Origin of the sequence: Nostoc sp. NMS8, assembly GCF_017115045.1 — a bacterium.
Taxonomy (GTDB): Bacteria; Cyanobacteriota; Cyanobacteriia; order Cyanobacteriales; family Nostocaceae; genus Nostoc.
Genome location: NZ_JABXKK010000098.1, coordinates 173,650 through 191,906, shown reverse-complemented (window position 1 = coordinate 191,906; position 18,257 = coordinate 173,650). Strand labels below are relative to the sequence as shown.

General features: G+C 43.8%; 17 protein-coding genes. 14 read left to right on the top strand and 3 right to left on the bottom strand.

Annotated elements, in window-relative coordinates:
• Positions 1–114 precede the first annotated feature (114 nt).
• The 5 genes from HWQ39_RS23865 to folE all read left to right on the top strand — a co-directional run bounded on the left by HWQ39_RS23865 (position 115) and on the right by folE (position 4,934).
• Positions 115–813, top strand: coding sequence for an aldehyde oxygenase (deformylating) (locus HWQ39_RS23865; RefSeq protein WP_292850420.1), 699 nt, complete (start codon positions 115–117; stop codon positions 811–813).
• A 124-nt stretch (positions 814–937) separates the two neighbouring features.
• On the top strand, positions 938–1,957 hold the full coding sequence (locus HWQ39_RS23860; RefSeq protein WP_292850417.1) for a long-chain acyl-[acyl-carrier-protein] reductase: 1,020 nt from the start codon (positions 938–940) through the stop codon (positions 1,955–1,957).
• Positions 1,958–2,069: 112 nt separating this feature from the next.
• Complete coding sequence (locus HWQ39_RS23855) at positions 2,070–3,050, top strand: acetyl-CoA carboxylase carboxyltransferase subunit alpha (protein ID WP_292850414.1); 981 nt, start codon at positions 2,070–2,072, stop codon at positions 3,048–3,050.
• Between the two features lie 357 nt (positions 3,051–3,407).
• Positions 3,408–4,133, top strand: coding sequence for an SDR family oxidoreductase (locus HWQ39_RS23850; RefSeq protein ID WP_292850411.1), 726 nt, complete (start codon positions 3,408–3,410; stop codon positions 4,131–4,133).
• Positions 4,134–4,226: 93 nt separating this feature from the next.
• The gene (gene folE, locus HWQ39_RS23845; RefSeq protein WP_292850408.1) at positions 4,227–4,934 is read left to right on the top strand and encodes a GTP cyclohydrolase I FolE; all 708 of its coding nucleotides are present in this window, start codon (positions 4,227–4,229) and stop codon (positions 4,932–4,934) included.
• Positions 4,935–4,991: 57 nt separating this feature from the next.
• Here the strand turns inward: folE and HWQ39_RS23840 are convergent, their stop codons facing one another.
• Complete coding sequence (locus HWQ39_RS23840; RefSeq protein WP_292850405.1) at positions 4,992–5,636, bottom strand: phosphoribosylanthranilate isomerase; 645 nt, start codon at positions 5,634–5,636, stop codon at positions 4,992–4,994.
• A 120-nt stretch (positions 5,637–5,756) separates the two neighbouring features.
• Here HWQ39_RS23840 and psaK point away from each other — a divergent pair, with 120 nt between their 5' ends.
• The 4 genes from psaK (at position 5,757) to HWQ39_RS23820 (ending at position 10,195) form a co-directional block, all read left to right on the top strand.
• Positions 5,757–6,011, top strand: a complete 255-nt coding sequence (psaK, locus tag HWQ39_RS23835; RefSeq protein WP_292850402.1) for a photosystem I reaction center subunit PsaK — start codon at positions 5,757–5,759, stop codon at positions 6,009–6,011.
• Positions 6,012–6,287: 276 nt separating this feature from the next.
• Positions 6,288–7,484, top strand: a complete 1,197-nt coding sequence (locus HWQ39_RS23830; RefSeq protein WP_292850399.1) for a site-2 protease family protein — start codon at positions 6,288–6,290, stop codon at positions 7,482–7,484.
• 256 nt (positions 7,485–7,740) lie between these two features.
• Entirely contained in the window at positions 7,741–9,111 is a 1,371-nt protein-coding gene (der, locus tag HWQ39_RS23825; RefSeq protein WP_094349751.1) for a ribosome biogenesis GTPase Der, read from the top strand.
• Between the two features lie 166 nt (positions 9,112–9,277).
• The gene (locus HWQ39_RS23820) at positions 9,278–10,195 is read left to right on the top strand and encodes an energy-coupling factor transporter transmembrane protein EcfT (protein ID WP_292850396.1); all 918 of its coding nucleotides are present in this window, start codon (positions 9,278–9,280) and stop codon (positions 10,193–10,195) included.
• Between the two features lie 263 nt (positions 10,196–10,458).
• On the opposite strand, the gene HWQ39_RS23815 is transcribed toward HWQ39_RS23820, so the two are convergent.
• Positions 10,459–10,686: a hypothetical protein gene (locus HWQ39_RS23815; RefSeq protein WP_292850393.1), complete on the bottom strand. Its 228-nt coding sequence runs from the start codon at positions 10,684–10,686 to the stop codon at positions 10,459–10,461.
• Positions 10,687–11,070: 384 nt separating this feature from the next.
• On the opposite strand from HWQ39_RS23815, the gene pipX reads away from it, so the two are divergent.
• The 5 genes from pipX to HWQ39_RS23790 all read left to right on the top strand — a co-directional run bounded on the left by pipX (position 11,071) and on the right by HWQ39_RS23790 (position 16,715).
• Positions 11,071–11,349, top strand: a complete 279-nt coding sequence (gene pipX, locus HWQ39_RS23810) for a transcriptional coactivator PipX (RefSeq protein WP_069068710.1) — start codon at positions 11,071–11,073, stop codon at positions 11,347–11,349.
• Positions 11,346–12,014, top strand: a complete 669-nt coding sequence (locus HWQ39_RS23805; RefSeq protein WP_292850390.1) for a YggS family pyridoxal phosphate-dependent enzyme — start codon at positions 11,346–11,348, stop codon at positions 12,012–12,014. The genes pipX and HWQ39_RS23805 overlap by 4 nt, the downstream gene beginning before the upstream one ends.
• 367 nt (positions 12,015–12,381) lie before the next feature.
• A complete protein-coding gene (locus HWQ39_RS23800; protein WP_292850387.1) occupies positions 12,382–12,987 on the top strand; it encodes a cell division protein SepF in 606 nt (201 codons plus the stop codon).
• Positions 12,988–13,093: 106 nt separating this feature from the next.
• On the top strand, positions 13,094–13,912 hold the full coding sequence (proC, locus tag HWQ39_RS23795; RefSeq protein ID WP_292850384.1) for a pyrroline-5-carboxylate reductase: 819 nt from the start codon (positions 13,094–13,096) through the stop codon (positions 13,910–13,912).
• Between the two features lie 127 nt (positions 13,913–14,039).
• Positions 14,040–16,715, top strand: coding sequence for an RNA helicase (locus tag HWQ39_RS23790; RefSeq protein WP_292850381.1), 2,676 nt, complete (start codon positions 14,040–14,042; stop codon positions 16,713–16,715).
• A 241-nt stretch (positions 16,716–16,956) separates the two neighbouring features.
• Here the strand turns inward: HWQ39_RS23790 and HWQ39_RS23785 are convergent, their stop codons facing one another.
• Positions 16,957–17,337: a hypothetical protein gene (locus HWQ39_RS23785; RefSeq protein ID WP_292850378.1), complete on the bottom strand. Its 381-nt coding sequence runs from the start codon at positions 17,335–17,337 to the stop codon at positions 16,957–16,959.
• Positions 17,338–18,257 lie beyond the last annotated feature (920 nt).

Genomic DNA, 18,257 nt, shown 5'->3' with positions numbered 1-18,257 from the left:
ATAGTCTACTTACTTGTTAAGTTAAATTAAACCACAGAGATTGTTACCCTCAGTTCATAGGGTAAATTGAATCCTGGCGTCAAATAATTCAGGTTTACAGGAGTAAACATAACCATGCCGCAGCTTACAGACGAATTTAAAGAATTAGATTTCAAGAGCGAAACATACAAAGATGCTTATAGCCGGATTAATGCGATCGTAATTGAAGGGGAACAAGAAGCCCATGATAATTACATCACATTAGCGGGACTGTTGCCGGAATCTCATGATGATTTGATTCGCCTCTCCAAGATGGAAAGCCGCCACAAGAAAGGATTTGAAGCTTGTGGACGCAATTTAGATGTCACCCCAGATTTGCAATTCGCCAAGGAATTTTTCTCTGGACTACACCAGAATTTCCAAACAGCAGCCGCAGAAGGAAAGGTAGTCACTTGTCTGTTGATTCAGTCTTTGATTATCGAATGTTTTGCGATCGCCGCATATAACATTTACATTCCCGTCGCCGATGCTTTCGCGCGCAAAATCACTGAAGGAGTAGTAAAAGAGGAGTACAGCCATCTCAACTTTGGAGAAGTTTGGTTGAAAGAACATTTCACAGAAGCTAAAGCTGAACTTGAACTCGCAAATCGCCATAACCTACCCATCGTCTGGAAAATGCTCAACAAAGTAGAAGGTGATGCCCACACAATGGCAATGGAAAAAGATGCTTTAGTAGAAGACTTTATGATTCAATACGGTGAAGCATTGAGTAACATAGGTTTTACGACTCGCGATATCATGCGCTTGTCAGCCTACGGACTTATAGCCGCTTAAAAAAGTTAGGAGTGAGGAATGATTCAGTGAGAAATTATGAGTCGTACTCCTAACTCCCAACTCCTAAATCCTAACTCTCCGAAATTTCCACGCTTCAAGACAGCATAAGCTTAATAATCACTACATGTTTGGTCTAATTGGACATCTGACTAGTTTAGAACACGCTCAAGCGGTAGCTCAAGAATTGGGATACCCAGAATATGCCGATCAAGGCCTAGACTTTTGGTGCAGCGCCCCGCCGCAAATTGTTGATACCATTATTGTCACCAGTGTAACTGGGCAACAAATTGAAGGACGGTATGTAGAATCTTGCTTTTTGCCGGAAATGCTAGCTAGTCGCCGCATCAAAGCCGCAACACGCAAAATCCTCAATGCCATGGCCCATGCACAGAAGCATGGCATTAACATCACAGCTTTAGGCGGATTTTCCTCAATTATTTTTGAAAACTTTAAGTTAGAACAGTTTAGCCAAGTCCGCAACATTAAACTAGAGTTTGAACGCTTCACCACCGGAAACACACATACTGCCTACATTATTTGTAAGCAGGTGGAAGAAGCCTCGAAACAACTGGGAATTGAAATGTCAAATGCGACTGTTGCAATCTGTGGTGCAACTGGGGATATTGGCAGTGCAGTGACACGCTGGCTAGATACAAAAACAGATGTCAAAGAACTTTTGTTGATCGCCCGCGATCAAGAACGTCTCAAAGCCTTGCAAGACGAACTAGGACGCGGGAAAATCATGGGTTTGACAGAAGCACTGCCCCAAGCTGATGTTGTCGTTTGGGTTGCCAGTATGCCCAGAGGCGTGGAAATTGACCCTACCACTTTGAAACAACCATGTTTGTTAATTGATGGTGGCTATCCTAAAAACTTAGCGACGAAAATTCAGCATCCTGGTGTACACGTGTTAAATGGTGGAATTGTGGAGCATTCTCTGGATATTGACTGGAAAATCATGAAAATCGTCAATATGGATGTTCCAGCCCGCCAGTTGTTTGCTTGTTTTGCCGAATCAATGCTGCTGGAATTTGAGAAGTTATACACGAACTTTTCGTGGGGACGGAATCAGATTACCGTAGACAAAATGGAGCAGATTGGTAAGGTGTCAGTAAAACATGGATTTAGACCACTGTTGGTTTAGTCATTGGTCATTAGTTATTGGTCATTAGTCATTTGTTATTTGCAAAGGACAAAGGACAACTGACTAAGGACAAAGGATAGATACTCATAACTCGTAATTCATAACCCCTACGATGGCAACTACTGAGCGTAAACCGCTACTGTTAGATTTTGAAAAACCCCTGGCAGAACTCGCAAACCGAATCGATCAGATTCGGCAACTTGCAGAAGAAAATGGCGTCGATGTTTCTGGTGAAATTCGCAAACTAGAGGCACGCGCTATGCAACTGCGTGAGGAGATTTTCAGTACTCTATCCCCATCTCAGCGATTGCAAGTCGCTCGTCATCCGCGTCGCCCCAGTACTCTCGATTACATTCAAGCTATTAGTGATGAATGGATGGAACTGCATGGCGATCGCTGTGGTGGTGACGATCCGGCTTTAGTTGGTGGTGTCGGCCGTCTGAGTGGACAACCTGTGGTGATGTTGGGTCATCAAAAGGGCCGCGATACTAAAGACAATATTGCCCGTAACTTTGGAATGCCTTACCCGGGTGGCTACCGCAAAGCCATGCGATTGATGGAACACGCCAATAAGTTTAGTATGCCCATACTAACTTTTATTGACACGCCAGGAGCTTGGTCTGGGGTAGAAGCAGAACACCAAGGTCAAGGAGAAGCGATCGCTTACAACTTACGGGAAATGTTTTGCCTGGATGTGCCAATTATCTGCACAGTGATTGGTGAAGGTGGTTCCGGTGGGGCACTCGGTATTGGCGTAGGCGATCGCCTACTCATGTTTGAACACTCCGTTTACACCGTCGCCACCCCCGAAGCCTGCGCCGCTATTTTGTGGAAAGATGCTGGTAAGGCTCCCCAAGCCGCCGTCGCTCTAAAAATTATTTCCCACGACTTGAAAAAGTTGGGAATTATCGACCAGATACTACCTGAACCCACTGGTGGCGCTCATTCTGACCCATTAAAAGCCGCGACCACTCTCAAGCAAGTGCTGATGGAAAATTTGGACGAACTCAATCGTTTAACCGCTCCAGAACGCCGCCAACTGCGCTACGAAAAATTCCGCAAAATCGGGATTTTTACAGAGGTTGCCCACTAAAAACACTGCATAATTATTGATTAGTAAAGCAGCAATGCTATAATTGCCTATGTGCTTAAAGATTTTTAACAATCTAGCCATAGGCATTTGCATGTTTGGCAAATCTACTCAATTTGATTGAGTGGGTTTCGTATTGTGTAAATAATCTAATTTAAATGTACGGCGTGGTTTTCCAGACAATGGTTTGTTGTGTTCACTGGTAAAACCCAACAATATGGGTACTATATGTTATGCATCATAGCATCTGCCTAATGAAAATCATCAGATTTTTAGATTCCTTTAATCTATCCAAATCGAGAAATGTAAATAATTGGATGGTAATAGGTTTTGGGAACTGCCAAAAAATTGGGAGACACCATGAGTGTTGAGCAAAGACGACGCGCCCTGATTACTGGGGCAAGTAGTGGAATCGGGAAAGCAACGGCTTTAGCGTTTGCAAAAGCGGGAATAGATATTGCCTTAGTCAGCCGTTCTTTAGATAAGTTGGAGGCGGTAAGAGAAGCCGTAGAGCATACTGGGGTGGAAGCGAAAGCTTACGCCGTAGATTTAGCGCGGATCTCCGAAGTCAAAGACAAGATCCAAGCGATCGCCCTTGACTTTGGTGATCTAGATATTCTGGTAAACAATGCTGGCATCGCCTATACAGGTACTTTGAGCGAAACTCCCCTAGAAGACTGGCAGCAGGTAATTAACTTGAATCTTACCAGCGTGTTTCAGTGCATTGTGGGGATTTTACCTTCAATGCGCGATCGCGGCACAGGCACAATTATTAACGTCGCCTCAATTGCCGCCAAGCAACCCTTTCCTGGTTGGGGAGCATACAGCGTCAGCAAAGCTGGTTTGATAGCCCTCTCTCAAACCCTGGCACAAGAAGAACGCACCCACGGCATTCGTGTCACAGCTATCTGTCCCGGCGCAGTCAATACTGAACTTTGGGATACAGAAACAGTCCACGTCAACTTAGACCGTTCCAAAATGTTAACCCCCGAAATTGTGGCCCAATCAATTCTTTACACTGTTCTTTTACCACAACAAGCAGTTATTGATGAATTGACCTTGATGCCCAGCGCTGGCGCACTCTAATTGCGAAGTTAGGAGTTAGGAGTTAGGAATTATAATTTTTAACTCATAACTCATAACTCATAACTAAATTCAAACCATAACCAAGACTGAATCATGACTATTGCTAGTTCCAACGGTTCCAATTGCTCTCAATCACCCCTGATTCCCGACTTGGCAGAAGCCATAACTCCTAGACCCGATCGCAATACTCATAACGGGCGACAAGCGGATGTGTTCCCGCCAAACGAGGAACAACTTGAGGAAATGAAGGATGCCGTGCGAGCAATCATATTGGGCGTTGGCGAAGATCCTGAACGCGAAGGACTCCTGAAAACACCCAAACGAGTAGCCGAGGCAATGCGGTTTCTTACCAGTGGCTACAACCAATCCCTTGAAGAACTCGTTAACGATGCCATCTTTGATGAAGGACATAGCGAGATGGTACTGGTTAGAGATATTAATTTCTTTAGTTTGTGCGAACACCACATGCTGCCATTTATGGGTAGAGCGCACGTTGCTTATATCCCCAACCAAAAAGTTGTTGGACTGAGTAAGCTAGCCCGGATTGTTGAGATGTATTCTCGCCGCTTGCAAGTGCAGGAGAGGTTAACCCGCCAAATTGCCGAAGCAATCCAGACCGTTCTAGAACCTCAAGGCGTAGCCGTTGTGATGGAAGCTAGCCACATGTGCATGGTGATGCGGGGCGTCCAAAAACCAGGTTCTTGGACTGTCACTAGCGCAATGGTTGGTGTATTCCAAGAGGATCACAAAACGCGCGAAGAATTTTTTAACTTAATTCGCCACCAAGCGGCATTTTTTTGAGTGCTGAGTTAGGGGTTAGGGGTTAGGAGTTAGGAGTTAATTCACAAATTATCACTCCTAACTTCTGAGTAACTCAATGTTCTTTAGACTCTGAAATAGAAGTGCGACTTTATCTAAATCCTTATCTCCTGGTGTCCGTTCCACACTACTAGATAAATCAATGCCGCTAGGATTAAGCTGAATTAGGGCTTCCACAATATTATCGGCTGTTAGTCCTCCTGCTAGAAACCAAGGGCAACTAGGGCTAAATTGTTCTAGCATCGTCCAATCTAAAGTTTTGCCTGTACCACCCAGTTGTTGCGGATGGTAAGCATCAAGTAATAAAGTATCTACGTATTTTGTGTAATTAGCTGCTGTCTCTAGATGCTCAAAACTGCGAATTCTCAGTGCTTTAATAATTTCGACATTGGGCAAAGCTTGACGTACTTGGTTGCAAAAAGTTGCTGATTCATCCCCGTGTAACTGCACACCAGTCAACCTAGAATCAGCAACTACCTGAATAATTTCAGAGATACTAGCGTTGGCAAAAACCCCAATTGTGTCAATATTTGCCGGTAGTTCTGCCACTGCTGCCCGAATTTGGGATGTAGTCACGTAACGAGGTGAGGTGGGCACACAAATAAATCCTAATGCCGTTGCGCCCAGAGAGGCGATCGCTATAGACTGTTGTGGTTGAGTAATGCCGCAAATCTTAACGCGCATGAAATCTAACAAATTTAAACTAATTATCAAAAAAGTCTAAACTATCTAAAAAACTTTTGGGCCTTGTAATTTTATAATCTTGTAGGTCTACGTTCACTTTTCTATTCAGGAGACAAAAGCTTGATTTCCTCTATTTTATTAGCAGTAGTTGCATCTGTTCCCCCTACACCTGTGTGGAATCCCACAGTAGGAATCATTATCAGCATCAGTAGCTTAGTAGTTGTTTTGCTAAGTACTAAGATCGAAAAACCCCTAGTTGGCCCCAAGTTTCCTATCCTGCCAATTAGTATTCCCACATTCGTTGCTGCTATGGCTTTTGGCCATATTATTGGCGTTGGCATCGTTTTAGGATTGACTAACATCGGTCGTCTATAGTTTTGTGATGACAGAGGTGTTACTTGTAACCCCGCTATCAATGCAAAACTCCTAAAAATGATTTTGGGCAGGGGCAGTAGGAAAGAAATAACTTATGACCCATGCCCAATTCCCAATTCCAGAGTTTTGCTCACAGGCGTTAATTGTCTATTCTAGAAATAAGAGCATTTCGTCACTTGTTAATACCGAATTGATGCTCAATATAAATGTGTATACAAATATGCATAGTATCTAGGTATAAGAAGTACTGGCGATATCTAGTTTTAGGGCAGTGCAATGCAAACAAATTGGAAAATTGGGTCATTATTTGGAATTCCCCTGTTTTTAGACCCGTTATGGTTTGTAATTTTAGGGTTGGCAACTCTTAACTTTGGGGTAGCTTATCAAGAATGGGGGCCTGTTATAGCTTGGAGTGCTGGAATAGTTATGGCACTGCTGCTATTTGGTTCGGTGTTGTTACATGAGTTGGGTCATAGCTTAGTAGCCCGATCGCAAGGCATTAGAGTTAATTCAATTACCTTATTTATGTTTGGCGGGATTGCTGCAATTGAAGAAGAATCTAAAACTCCTTTCAAAGCTTTTCAAGTAGCGATCGCTGGCCCTTTGGTGAGTATCATCCTATTTGTCCTACTCCGTCTAACAGCTATTGTGATTCCTGATACTAATCCTCTCAGTGTGATGGTTGGAGACTTGGCGAGAATTAACTTAGTGGTAGCTCTATTTAACCTGATTCCTGGCTTACCTCTAGATGGGGGGCAAGTGTTAAAAGCAGCACTATGGCAAATCACAGGTAATCGTTTTCAAGCCGTACACTGGGCTGCAAAGGCGGGGCAAATATTGGGTTATGGTGCGATCGCTTTAGGGTTTGTTGTAGATTTTGTCACCAGAGAGTTAGTAGTTGGTTTATGGATTGCGTTGTTAGGTTGGTTTGCTGTCCGCAACGCTAACACCTATGACAATATGACTACCTTGCAAGAAAGCCTACTCAAAGTCGTGGCGGCCGATGCAATGACTCGTGATTTTCGCGTCATTGATGCTGACCAGACTTTGCGTTCCTTTGCCGATTTATATCTCTTAGAAACCGCTCCCTCACAGGTTTATTTTGCTGCTTCTGATGGACGTTACCGGGGTCTAGTGTCCATTGACGATTTCCGTTTAACCCAAAGGGGTGAATGGGAAACCCAAACCTTACACAGCATAGTGCATCCGCTGACAGAAATACCTACCGTTGCAGAATCAACAACAATCGCGGAGGTCATTAACAAGCTAGAAAATGAGCAGTTACCGAGAATTACCGTCCTTTCTCCCGCTGGTACCGTAGCTGGTGTCATTGATCGGGGGGATATTGTGCGATCGCTAGCACAAAAGTTAAATTTGCAGATAACCGATGCTGAAATTAAGCGCATCAAGGAAGAAGGTAGCTATCCGCCTGGGTTGCAACTGGGAGTAATCGCGAAGTCGACTACAAATTAAACGTCACATCCTCGTCATAGGTTTGCAATAGATACGTCAAAAGCGTGTGTGATATTTAATTTGGTATTTGGTTACAAAATGCTTTTTTTGGGTAAAAGGTAGGTTTTCCTACCTTTTTTATTTTTCAAAGTATGGCACTACCAAACAGCCCATCGTAGACATCGCCTCAGATGATGGGAAATTATTAAAACTTCAAGTTTAAAGCGAGTAAAATGGAGGAACGTGATATACTACACCTCTCACTTACCCTGGTTTTATGGCACTGCCAATTGTTGCAATTATCGGACGCCCAAATGTGGGCAAATCCACCCTGGTTAATCGACTCGCCGGGGAACAAACGGCGATTGTCCATGATGAACCGGGAGTGACACGCGATCGCACTTATCTTCCAGCTTTCTGGAATGGTCGTGAATTTTTGGTGGTAGACACCGGTGGTTTAGTTTTTAATGATGATACCGAATTTTTACCACTGATTCGCCAACAGGCAATGACAGCCCTTGCAGAAGCTTGTGGCGCTATTTTTGTAGTCGATGGTCAAACAGGCCCCACATCGGCAGATTTAGAAATCGCTGAATGGATGCGCCAACAACCCGTCCCTGTACTACTAGCTGTAAATAAATGTGAATCGCCAGAACAAGGCTTAATGCAAGCTGCCGAATTTTGGGAATTGGGATTGGGCGAACCTTACCCCATCTCCGCGATTCATGGCAGTGGCACAGGAGAGTTACTCGACGAGTTAGTTAATCACATCCCTGCGATTGAAGACATTCCAGACACGAATGAAATCAAAGTAGCAATTGTGGGACGCCCGAATGTGGGCAAATCGAGCTTACTCAATTCTTTTGTCGGGGAAGAAAGGGCAATTGTCAGCCCTATTTCCGGCACTACCCGCGATGCTATTGATACTGTCATTGAACGAGAGGGACAAACCTACCGTTTGATTGACACCGCCGGCATTCGCAAAAAGAAACACATAGAATACGGCACAGAATTCTTTAGTATTAACCGTGCTTTCAAAGCGATTCGCCGCGCTGACGTGGTTTTATTAGTAATAGATGCCGTAGATGGAGTAACCGAGCAAGACCAAAAATTAGCTGGGCGGATTATCGAAGAAGGTCGAGCTTGCATCATCGTTGTTAATAAGTGGGATGCTGTCGAAAAAGACTCTTACACAATCTACGACTACGAAAAAACTCTGCAATCACGGTTACATTTTACCGAATGGGCAGAAACAATTTTTGTGAGTGCCTTGTCAGGACAACGGGTAGAAAAGATTTTAGAATTGGTGAAAACGGCGGCGGAATCACACAAACGCCGTGTCAGCACATCAGTGATTAATGAAGTTTTAACAGATGCCGTCAGTTGGCATTCACCGCCAGCATCCCGTGGTGGGCGTCAAGGGAAGATTTATTATGGTACACAAGTCAGTAGCCAACCACCAACGATCGCACTATTTGTCAACGACTCGAAACGCTTCAACGACAACTACCGCCGCTACATTGAACGGCAATTTCGTCAACAGCTAGGATTTAAAGGCACACCAATTATTTTGCTGTGGCGGAGCAAAAAAGTCCGTGATGCCGAAAGTGGTAATGTTAATAGAGCAACTCGCGTCAAAATAAGTTAGGAGTTAAGAGTTATGAGTTAAGAGTTAAGAGTTATGAGTTAAAGTCAAAATTGCTAACTATAGAACCCTATCGACTTGAGTTTGATAGCGGCAGAAGGTGAAAGTTATGAGTTAAAGTCAAAACTCCTAACTCCTCACTCCTAACTCCTAACTCTATAACTCTAAAATGGATTTATTGCGATCGCTGCCACTTGGACTTTATTTAGAACAACCCCAAACTTGGCTACATAAAATCGATCCGCGAGTCAAGTTCGCCTGGTTGATGAGCTTTTTAACAAGCTATGTTTTAGCCAACAACTTTTGGCGGGTGCTGCTGGTGGTAGTATTGATTCTTGCTACCTTGATTGCGAGAATTCCTCGACGCGTATGGCAGCAGCAAATGGGTTGGTTATTAATGCTATCGTTTTTTGTGCTAGCGATCGCAGCTATCAGTCCTGATGGACTGGGTGTAGATTATCAGTCACGCTTGCCAGCTAATGAACAAATCTTAACCCAGCCCGCAAACTCTAATAATATTAAAGAGCCACCAGCCGAGAAAAAAGCATACAGCTATGTGCTATTTCACAAAGGCCCGGTTAAAGTGACTCGCTACTCATTGAGTTTGGCGGTACGTCTGAGTACACTTATATTTACGGTTATTTACAGCACCAACCTCTATCTGCTGACAACTGCACCAGAAGAAATTACATCTGGGATAGAAAGCTTAATGCAACCCTTACGACGCTTCAAGTTGCCTGTCACAGAAATTGCTTTAACTTTAACCTTGTCCTTGCGCTTTATTCCCTTGGTTTTAGAAGAAGTGCAAAATTTATTTCGTTCCGTGATGACAAGGGCAATTAATTGGAAAAAGCTGGGATTAAAAGGAGCATTCAAGGTTTGGATGACAGTCGCAGAGAGACTTTTAGAAAATCTCCTTTTACGAGCCGATCAAATGGCGAATGCCATGATGGTAAGGGGTTTTACCAGTCCTAATGAGCATCGAGTGCAGTGGCACGACTTACGATTAAAAGGGCGTGACTGGCTGGCGATCGCAATTTTAATCTTATTCTGGGGAATCCGTCTAGCTATAGGAACTCAGGCGTAATTTTGCACCGAGAAAATAGTAAGAGGTAATACAGCAGAATTCAGGAGTCCGAAGTAAAACATTAAATCGCCGTCTCTACCAAATACTGATTATTGTAGAGACGGCGATTCATCGCGTCTCTTGCCTTAACCGAACAGTATTGAGATGTAGGTAACGATATGGTAGGGTAATTTGAACAGCTATCCAGCCATAAAATTGATCCCCTATCATTTCCTGTAGATTTTAGATATTAACCAGCCTTACTCGAACACTACAAACTAATCTTAAGATTTTTGACTGATACCCTTACGAATCTCTGCACAATGCTCAGGCACAAATTCCACCACTGAAAATACTGGATAATCAATAGACCTTTTGCATAAATGGTAGTTTTCTTTCCAGTACCCAATCCCCAATCCCCAATCCCCAATCCCAATTTTGTGCCATTGGGCGACAGTTGTGGCAGTATGGAAAGAAGTTGAAAAATTCGTCGTTGCCGTTGGGAACTTCAAAGGGTGTTTTTCCTTCCTACGTCGAGCTTTCAACAAGAGGATCGGGAATATTTTGTGCCTTGTCCTTACAGATTGGTAAATCGAACTCACCAAAGCAGATGGTGATATTTGTCGAACAGCCTCTACTCTTGGAATCTACGCTTCGCGGCTTCTGTTCCTCTACTCTTTGAATCTACGCTTCGCGGCTTCTGTTGTACTATTGCGCTTCACTACCACTAGCTTCATCTGCCCATTAGGAACTAGATCAAGGTCTTCGTAACCGCAGTTTCGCATTTTAACCAAATATTCTGACGAATGTTGGTATTATCGTCTGAATGTTTGGAATTTACTGCGAAAAGATATATATACTTCCAACTTCCACCTTGACTACACCTTGACTCTTAAATGAATCCAGAAAACGCAGAAACTTACATAAACCATCCAACTTGGGGTTTACTCTACAAAATCTGTATGGTTGATGAAAACCAGGATTTGTTCACCACACTTTATGCCCAGCGCTTATTTTTTTTGGTGGCAAATGACGTTAAAGGTGTCAAATTCCAGTCTCTAGGACGTACTGAGGCAAGAATGATGTTGGAAAATCGCTTACGTACCCTACGGCGTAGTGGGCATTCTCAGGAGTACGATCAGCTTCAGAGTGTTTTCCAGCGCACCTTCCAATGAACAGTTCGATTTCCGAACGTATTGTTACTATTCGCTCCTCACTACCAACGTCAGTCAAACTGATTGCTGTTAGCAAGCAAGTTTCTGCCGAGGCTATTCGGTCTGCATACAACGCCGGAATTCGTGATTTCGGGGAAAGTCGTATCCAAGAAGCTGCCAGCAAACAAGCCGAGTTGCAAGACTTACCGGATATTACCTGGCACTTTATTGGACATTTGCAAGGCAATAAAGCCAAAAAAGCCATTGAGCAATTCCCTTGGATTCACTCCGTTGATAATTTGAAGCTGGCACAGCGCTTAGACCAATTGGCGCAACAGCTAGGAGTGAGTCCCCAAGTTTGCCTGCAAGTGAAAATTCTCCCCGATCCCAGCAAGTCTGGTTGGAGTGTGCCAGAACTTTTAGCTGATTTACCCACACTGAATCAATACAAAAGTTTACAAATTCAAGGTTTGATGACAATTCCACCTTCAGGATTAAAAGATTCCGAAATTCTCAGTGTGTTTAATCGCAATCGTGAGCTAGCCAAAGAAATCCAAGAGCAAAATTGGTCGCATATTAAAATGCAGCACCTATCTATGGGTATGTCAGGCGACTACAAACTGGCAGTGCAAGCAGGCGCAACGATGGTACGATTAGGAACAATCTTGTTTGGCGATCGCTATTAGCCAATTAATCATCAGCCTTACAGGGCAGTATTAATAGAAGCTAAGGATTTGTTGACAAGAATTTTCTTACAGACTGGTGCAATCCGAAACAAAGGATATAGTATTGACAAGAGCAATCGCCAGGGGAAAATGGGGTATAAAGAAGTTTCCTTCGGATAAACCTTAGGATATAATTTTGACTCGTTATTATGTTTAGGCGATGCACAGACCTTTCCAATAAGTGTCGGTTCATCGCCAAAACCCGTAGTATGGGCTACAACTAGCAATACACTTGCTGAAGTATCCACCGATGTAGCGGTCGCTCCTATCTCAACTAATCCTCAGCCAAGTCAATACAGGCTATTCGCACCAGGAGAGTACACACACAATGAACAACATTTTTTCTAAACTCAGAGACTTTGTAGGTCTAAATGAGCAAGTGGAATACGAGTATTACGAAGAAGAACCAGAAACAGAGAATAATAATTACCAAAATCTGTATCAGCAAGAAAATCCCCAACCAGCACCACAAGAAAGCACAGCCGCTCAAAATCGACGCTGGCGGGAACCAGTGCCTACAATGGGAGATGATATGACAGCAGGTCAAAAGCCAATGGGGAATGTGATTGGTATGCCAGGAGCAATTAACGGGATTTCGGAAGTTTTAGTACTCGAACCACGCACCTTTGAAGAAATGCCCCAGGCAATTCAAGCGTTGCGCGAACGCAAGTCAGTGGTATTAAATCTGACAATCATGGACCCAGATCAAGCTCAACGAGCAGTAGATTTTGTTGCAGGTGGTACTTACGCACTAGATGGACATCAAGAGCGCATCGGTGAGAGCATCTTTTTGTTTACACCAAGTTGTGTCCAAGTTAGTACCCAAGGTGGCGTTCTTCATGAAGTACCACAACCACCAGTACGTCCTTCCCGTCCGACAACAGGTACTCCAAATCAAAGCTGGGGCAACGAAACTAACCGGATGGCACAATAAAGTTAAATTAGTAGTTAGTCCTTTGTCCTTTGTCATTTGTCCTGGGTTTTGCTCATGGTGACAAATGACAAACGACTAATGACCAATGACTAATGACCAATGATTAATGACTATAAAATTTGGCTTAATTGGTGGTGGGGTAATGGGAGAAGCGCTCTTATCCCGCCTTATCGCGCGTGGAATTTATCAATCATCAGAAGTCATAGTTAGCGAACCGCTACCTTCACGCTTAGATTTTTTAAAACAGCAATATGGTGTTGCTGTGACTACAGATAATAGCCAGGTTTTCACGGAAGCAAAAGAAGTTCTATTTTTGGCAGTGAAGCCCCAGGTATTTAGTGCGATCGCTCAACAATTAGCAGATATTGATATTCTTAATAGAAAACATTCACCTCTAATCATTTCTATTTTGGCGGGTGTGCCCTTAAATCAGCTAGAAGCTGCATTTGTGCAATTGCCAGTGATTAGAGCAATGCCCAACACCCCGGCCACTGTGGGAGCAGGAGTTACTGCAATTTGTTCAGGTGCATATACCAATGCCAAGCATCACCAAATAGCACAGCAAGTTTTTTCTGCTGTAGGCGAGGTGGTGGAAGTGTCAGAAGGGCTGATGGATGCAGTTACAGGCCTATCTGGTAGCGGCCCCGCTTACGTGGCACTGTTAGTAGAAGCACTTGCAGATGGGGGAGTCGCCGCAGGTTTACCTAGAGCGATTGCCAATCAACTAGCCTTGCAAACCGTACTAGGAACAGCGAAACTGTTGCAAGAAACCAAAATGCACCCAGCAGAACTCAAAGATCGTGTTACCAGCCCCGGCGGTACAACCATTGCTGGGATTGCCAAGCTAGAACAGGCAGGATTTCGTTCCGCTTTAATTGAAGCGGTCAAAGCTGCCACAGAGCGATCGCAAGAGCTGGGAAAATAATTAAGAGTCCTTTGTCATTTGTCCTTTATCCTTTGTGAAAAACTAATGACAAATGACAAATGACTATTAACGAAGTTGACAAAAGACTCGTTAGTATAGTAAACAATCTGGTTGCAAATGTGATTGAGTGAATTATCCTGCACCGTCTCCAGAACTTGACTTAGGGTCTATATTCCCCTTTGATCTGGATCAGTTTCAAAAAGAAGCGATCGCGTCCCTAAACGCCGGACGCTCCGTTGTTGTATGTGCCCCTACAGGTTCGGGCAAAACATTAGTCGGGGAATACGCTATTTACCGCGCCTTGGCGCGAGGAAAACGTGTATTTTATACCACTCCCCTAAAAGCGCTATCGAATCAAAAATTACGTGACTTTCGAGAAAAATTCGGGTTTGATCGAGTCGGTCTGTTAACTGGAGATGCCTCCATTCACAGGGATGCACCGATTTTGGTGATGACCACAGAAATTTTCCGAAATATGCTCTACGGTACACCCATTGGGCAAGTAGGCATCTCATTGGTAGACGTGGAAGCGGTAATCCTTGATGAATGCCACTACATGAATGATCGCCAGCGCGGTACTGTTTGGGAAGAATCAATCATCTATTGTCCCCGTGAAGTGCAACTAGCAGCCTTATCAGCAACGGTTGCCAATAGCGATCAACTCACAGACTGGCTAAATCGCGTTCACGGCCCAACAGACCTGATTTACTCCGATTTTCGCCCAGTTCCCTTAGAATTTCACTTTTGCAATCCTAAAGGGTTATTTCCCCTCCTGAATGATAGCAAAACCAAAATTAACCCCCGGCTTCAAAAGAAGAAGGGGAAAGGGGGAGAAAGGGATAGAGGGAGAAGTGGTAGACCAGAAGCTCCGGGTATAATTTTTACCCTCAGCCAGTTAGAGCAACGGGATATGCTACCAGCGATTTACTTTATCTTCAGCCGTCGGGGATGTGATAAAGCGGTGGCGGAAGTGGGGGATTTATGGCTGGTAAATAGTGAAGAATCCCAAATTTTACGGGAACAAATTGATGACTTTTTAGCCCGTAATCCTGAAGCTGGGCGTTCTGGACAAATTGCACCCCTATACCGGGGAATTGCTGCCCACCACGCCGGGATTTTGCCTGCTTGGAAAGCATTGGTAGAAGAACTATTTCAGCAAGGGCTGATTAAAGTAGTGTTTGCCACTGAGACACTAGCGGCGGGAATTAATATGCCTGCTCGGACAACGGTAATTTCTACCCTTTCCAAGCGTACCGACACTGGGCATCGCCTATTAAACGCTTCAGAATTCCTGCAAATGGCGGGACGAGCCGGGCGACGGGGGATGGATAAACAAGGTCATGTGGTGACAGTCCAAACTCCCTTTGAAGGAGCTAAAGAAGCTGCGTATTTGGGAACATCCAAGCCAGACCCCTTAGTAAGCCAGTTTACGCCCAGTTACGGCATGGTACTCAACTTGCTGCAAACCCACACTCTAGAGCAAACCAGGGAACTGATAGAGCGCAGTTTTGGGCAGTACATGGCCACCTTGCATTTAAGACCGGAATATGATGAGATTGCCGAATTACAAACCCAATTAGCTCAACTACACGAGCAAATCGCCGCAGTTGATGAAAATGAACTGGCTATTTATGAAAAATTGCGGCAACGGCTGAAAGTGGAACGCCAGATATTGAAAACCTTACAAGAGCAAGCACAAGAAGATCGCCAAGAAGAATTGGTGATGATGTTGGGCTTTGCGGTGTCAGGAACTCTGTTGAGTCTCAAAGGCAAAAATATCACCGTGTCTTCACCCGTAACCGCAGTGTTAGTCGGAAAATCGCCTGGTTCTGGTCAAGCTCCTTACTTGGTATGCTTGGGGCATGATAACCGTTGGTATGTGGCAACTACAGGGGATGTAGTTGATTTGTATGCCGAACTGCCGCGAATTGAGGTGCCGCCTGATATGCTACCACCGCCAGAGATGCCCTTGAAGCCAGGACAGTCGCGCCGTGGTAATCAAGAAACATTTGCGATCGCTGCTCATATCCCCAATCCGCTAGAATCTTTGCATCTGGCCCCAGAAGTAGCAGAACAACTCAGTCGCACTACCGCCGTCCAAGAGCAATTAGAAGCTCATCCCCTACATCAATCAGGCAATGCTGCCACGCTTTTCAAGCGCCGCGCCCGCTATGTCGAACTAGAAGCCGAACTCGAACAGTTGCAAGGGCAAGTCGAGCAACACTCACAACGTCATTGGGAAGAGTTTCTGAATTTAATCGCAATTCTGCAACACTTTGGCGCTTTAGATAACTTAGTTCCCACAGTATTAGGGCGAATCGCTGCTGCCATTCGAGGCGAGAATGAATTGTGGCTGGGTTTAGTATTCGCTAGTGGCGAATTGGATAACTTAGATCCACATCATTTAGCAGCAGCAGCAGCAGCTCTAGTGATGGAAACGCCCCGTCCAGATAGTAAGGTTAACTTTGACCTTAGCAATGAAGTGGCAGAAGCCTTAGCAAAATTGCGGGGAATTCGCCGTCAAATGTTCCAACTACAACGGCGGTATAACGTAGCGCTGCCTATATGGTTGGAATTTGAATTAATTGCCATAGTGGAACAATGGGCGCTAGGAATCGAGTGGACAGAACTTTGTGAGAACACCACTTTAGATGAAGGCGATGTGGTGAGAATTTTACGCCGGACGTTGGATTTATTGTCGCAGATACCCCATGTCCCCCATTTGCCAGACTCTTTCCAACGCAATGCCTATCGAGCAATGCAGCTGATTGATCGATTCCCGGTGAATGAAGTGGTTGAATAAACAAGACGCTCTGACGCACACAGACTACTTGAGAATTTATGCGTCTTTTTCTCTCAGGACTTAAGCAAAATTAGACGCTGTAGAGGCAATTAATGAATTGCCCCTACAATGAATTTACATTTAACCAAATAATAGTAGTGGTACTTCGTTAAAAATGCTTTTTTGGTTTTGTATATCTTCTATACGTGATTAATCACGTGTATCTAACAAAAGTTATAGTCGCTATCAACGCTATTCAATCTTAGTACACCAAGTTTCCAGTACCCTGCAACTGACGCAAAGAATTTATACATAATGGGCAGTCGCAGCCAAATACCCTAATTGCAGCATCGCTTTCCTCTTCAGTAAAGTTCAACATGGCAACATTTCGATCTGATACTGATGTGACAATAGTTGAGGAACGTGTAGAGGTATACGGTTGCTTTCTCTCTGAATCTCGAATGCACACAAAATCGTTTCCACCATGTGGGTTAGTGATACAGGTACGACCGTCTTGTGTGTGCATCAATCGCTGCGTAATACTACCACTGGCATGGGCAGGATGAAATGCCACCAGCGTAGACATCATCGACACAAAAATTGAGGAAGTGGAAAGCAAATTCAGAAGAATTTTTTTGTTCATAGATTTCATTGAAAAAATTGTCTACTAGCTTAGGGTATTCGATTCACTTTCAAACTTCAAGTGAATTTTTCCTGAGAATATTTTGCTTGACACTTATTACCTAAGAAAGTTCCATATTTACACAGTTTGATCGCTAATTAGGTAGGTATAAATAAACAATAATACTCATAAGCAAGACTTTTCGCCAGAGGTCACGCTTATATGTACTCAGCGATTAGCTTCATGAAGCTAGTAGGCACTTAATCGATAAACTGGTCTAGCTAAATATTATTACCTTAGTTATTGGCAAAAATGATAAATAGAAGCCAGAAATTGCTATATTTGATGTGAATAATCGAAGTTTTGTATAAGTACTTGCGGCAACCAGGGAAGGAGCTGTTCCTGTTAGGTATGTATTGAAATTAACTAAGAACTGGTATTATAAACAAAGTTACCGGAACATTAAGATTTTTTTACATAAACAACAGGAATATTGTTTATAAAAACACTCGTTGAAAACCCTTGAGTAACAAGTAAGTAACAAGCGGTACACGCCATATTACGTAGTTTCGGCTGCGTGATGAAAACGGGTTGAGTTGTTCACGCCTCAGTCACATTCTGGTAAAATTAGGTTTAACAGGAACGGTAATCAACCTGTATAAAAACCTAAATGCCTAACAGCAATCTGTACCTTGACAATTGAAGATATGGGGTTCTATTCCATAGTTCTAGTTCCTACCCAGGAATAGGTAAAATCTTCATGGGGACTAGGCGATACAGAATTTAAACAAACAAAATTTGGAATTAACCAACTACCGAGGGGCACTCGGAAAGTTAACGCTTGAGGAGAAAACCACCTCTGGTTTAGATACCGCAAGGGGTCTAATCTAAGTGGACTCGTTAGAATCAAGAATCCCCGTACCTTTAGGTCTAGGAGTGTC

Bases quoted from the DNA above. Each gene is read 5' to 3' on its own strand.
- HWQ39_RS23865 (WP_292850420.1), top strand. From the start codon at position 115: ATGCCGCAGCTTACAGACGAATTTAAAGAATTAGATTTCAAGAGCGAA.
- HWQ39_RS23860 (WP_292850417.1), top strand. From the start codon at position 938: ATGTTTGGTCTAATTGGACATCTGACTAGTTTAGAACACGCTCAAGCG.
- HWQ39_RS23855 (WP_292850414.1), top strand. From the start codon at position 2,070: ATGGCAACTACTGAGCGTAAACCGCTACTGTTAGATTTTGAAAAACCC.
- HWQ39_RS23850 (WP_292850411.1), top strand. From the start codon at position 3,408: ATGAGTGTTGAGCAAAGACGACGCGCCCTGATTACTGGGGCAAGTAGT.
- folE (WP_292850408.1), top strand. From the start codon at position 4,227: ATGACTATTGCTAGTTCCAACGGTTCCAATTGCTCTCAATCACCCCTG.
- HWQ39_RS23840 (WP_292850405.1), bottom strand. From the start codon at position 5,636: ATGCGCGTTAAGATTTGCGGCATTACTCAACCACAACAGTCTATAGCG.
- HWQ39_RS23830 (WP_292850399.1), top strand. From the start codon at position 6,288: ATGCAAACAAATTGGAAAATTGGGTCATTATTTGGAATTCCCCTGTTT.
- der (WP_094349751.1), top strand. From the start codon at position 7,741: ATGGCACTGCCAATTGTTGCAATTATCGGACGCCCAAATGTGGGCAAA.
- HWQ39_RS23820 (WP_292850396.1), top strand. From the start codon at position 9,278: ATGGATTTATTGCGATCGCTGCCACTTGGACTTTATTTAGAACAACCC.
- pipX (WP_069068710.1), top strand. From the start codon at position 11,071: ATGAATCCAGAAAACGCAGAAACTTACATAAACCATCCAACTTGGGGT.
- HWQ39_RS23805 (WP_292850390.1), top strand. From the start codon at position 11,346: ATGAACAGTTCGATTTCCGAACGTATTGTTACTATTCGCTCCTCACTA.
- HWQ39_RS23800 (WP_292850387.1), top strand. From the start codon at position 12,382: ATGAACAACATTTTTTCTAAACTCAGAGACTTTGTAGGTCTAAATGAG.
- proC (WP_292850384.1), top strand. From the start codon at position 13,094: ATGACTATAAAATTTGGCTTAATTGGTGGTGGGGTAATGGGAGAAGCG.
- HWQ39_RS23785 (WP_292850378.1), bottom strand. From the start codon at position 17,337: ATGAACAAAAAAATTCTTCTGAATTTGCTTTCCACTTCCTCAATTTTT.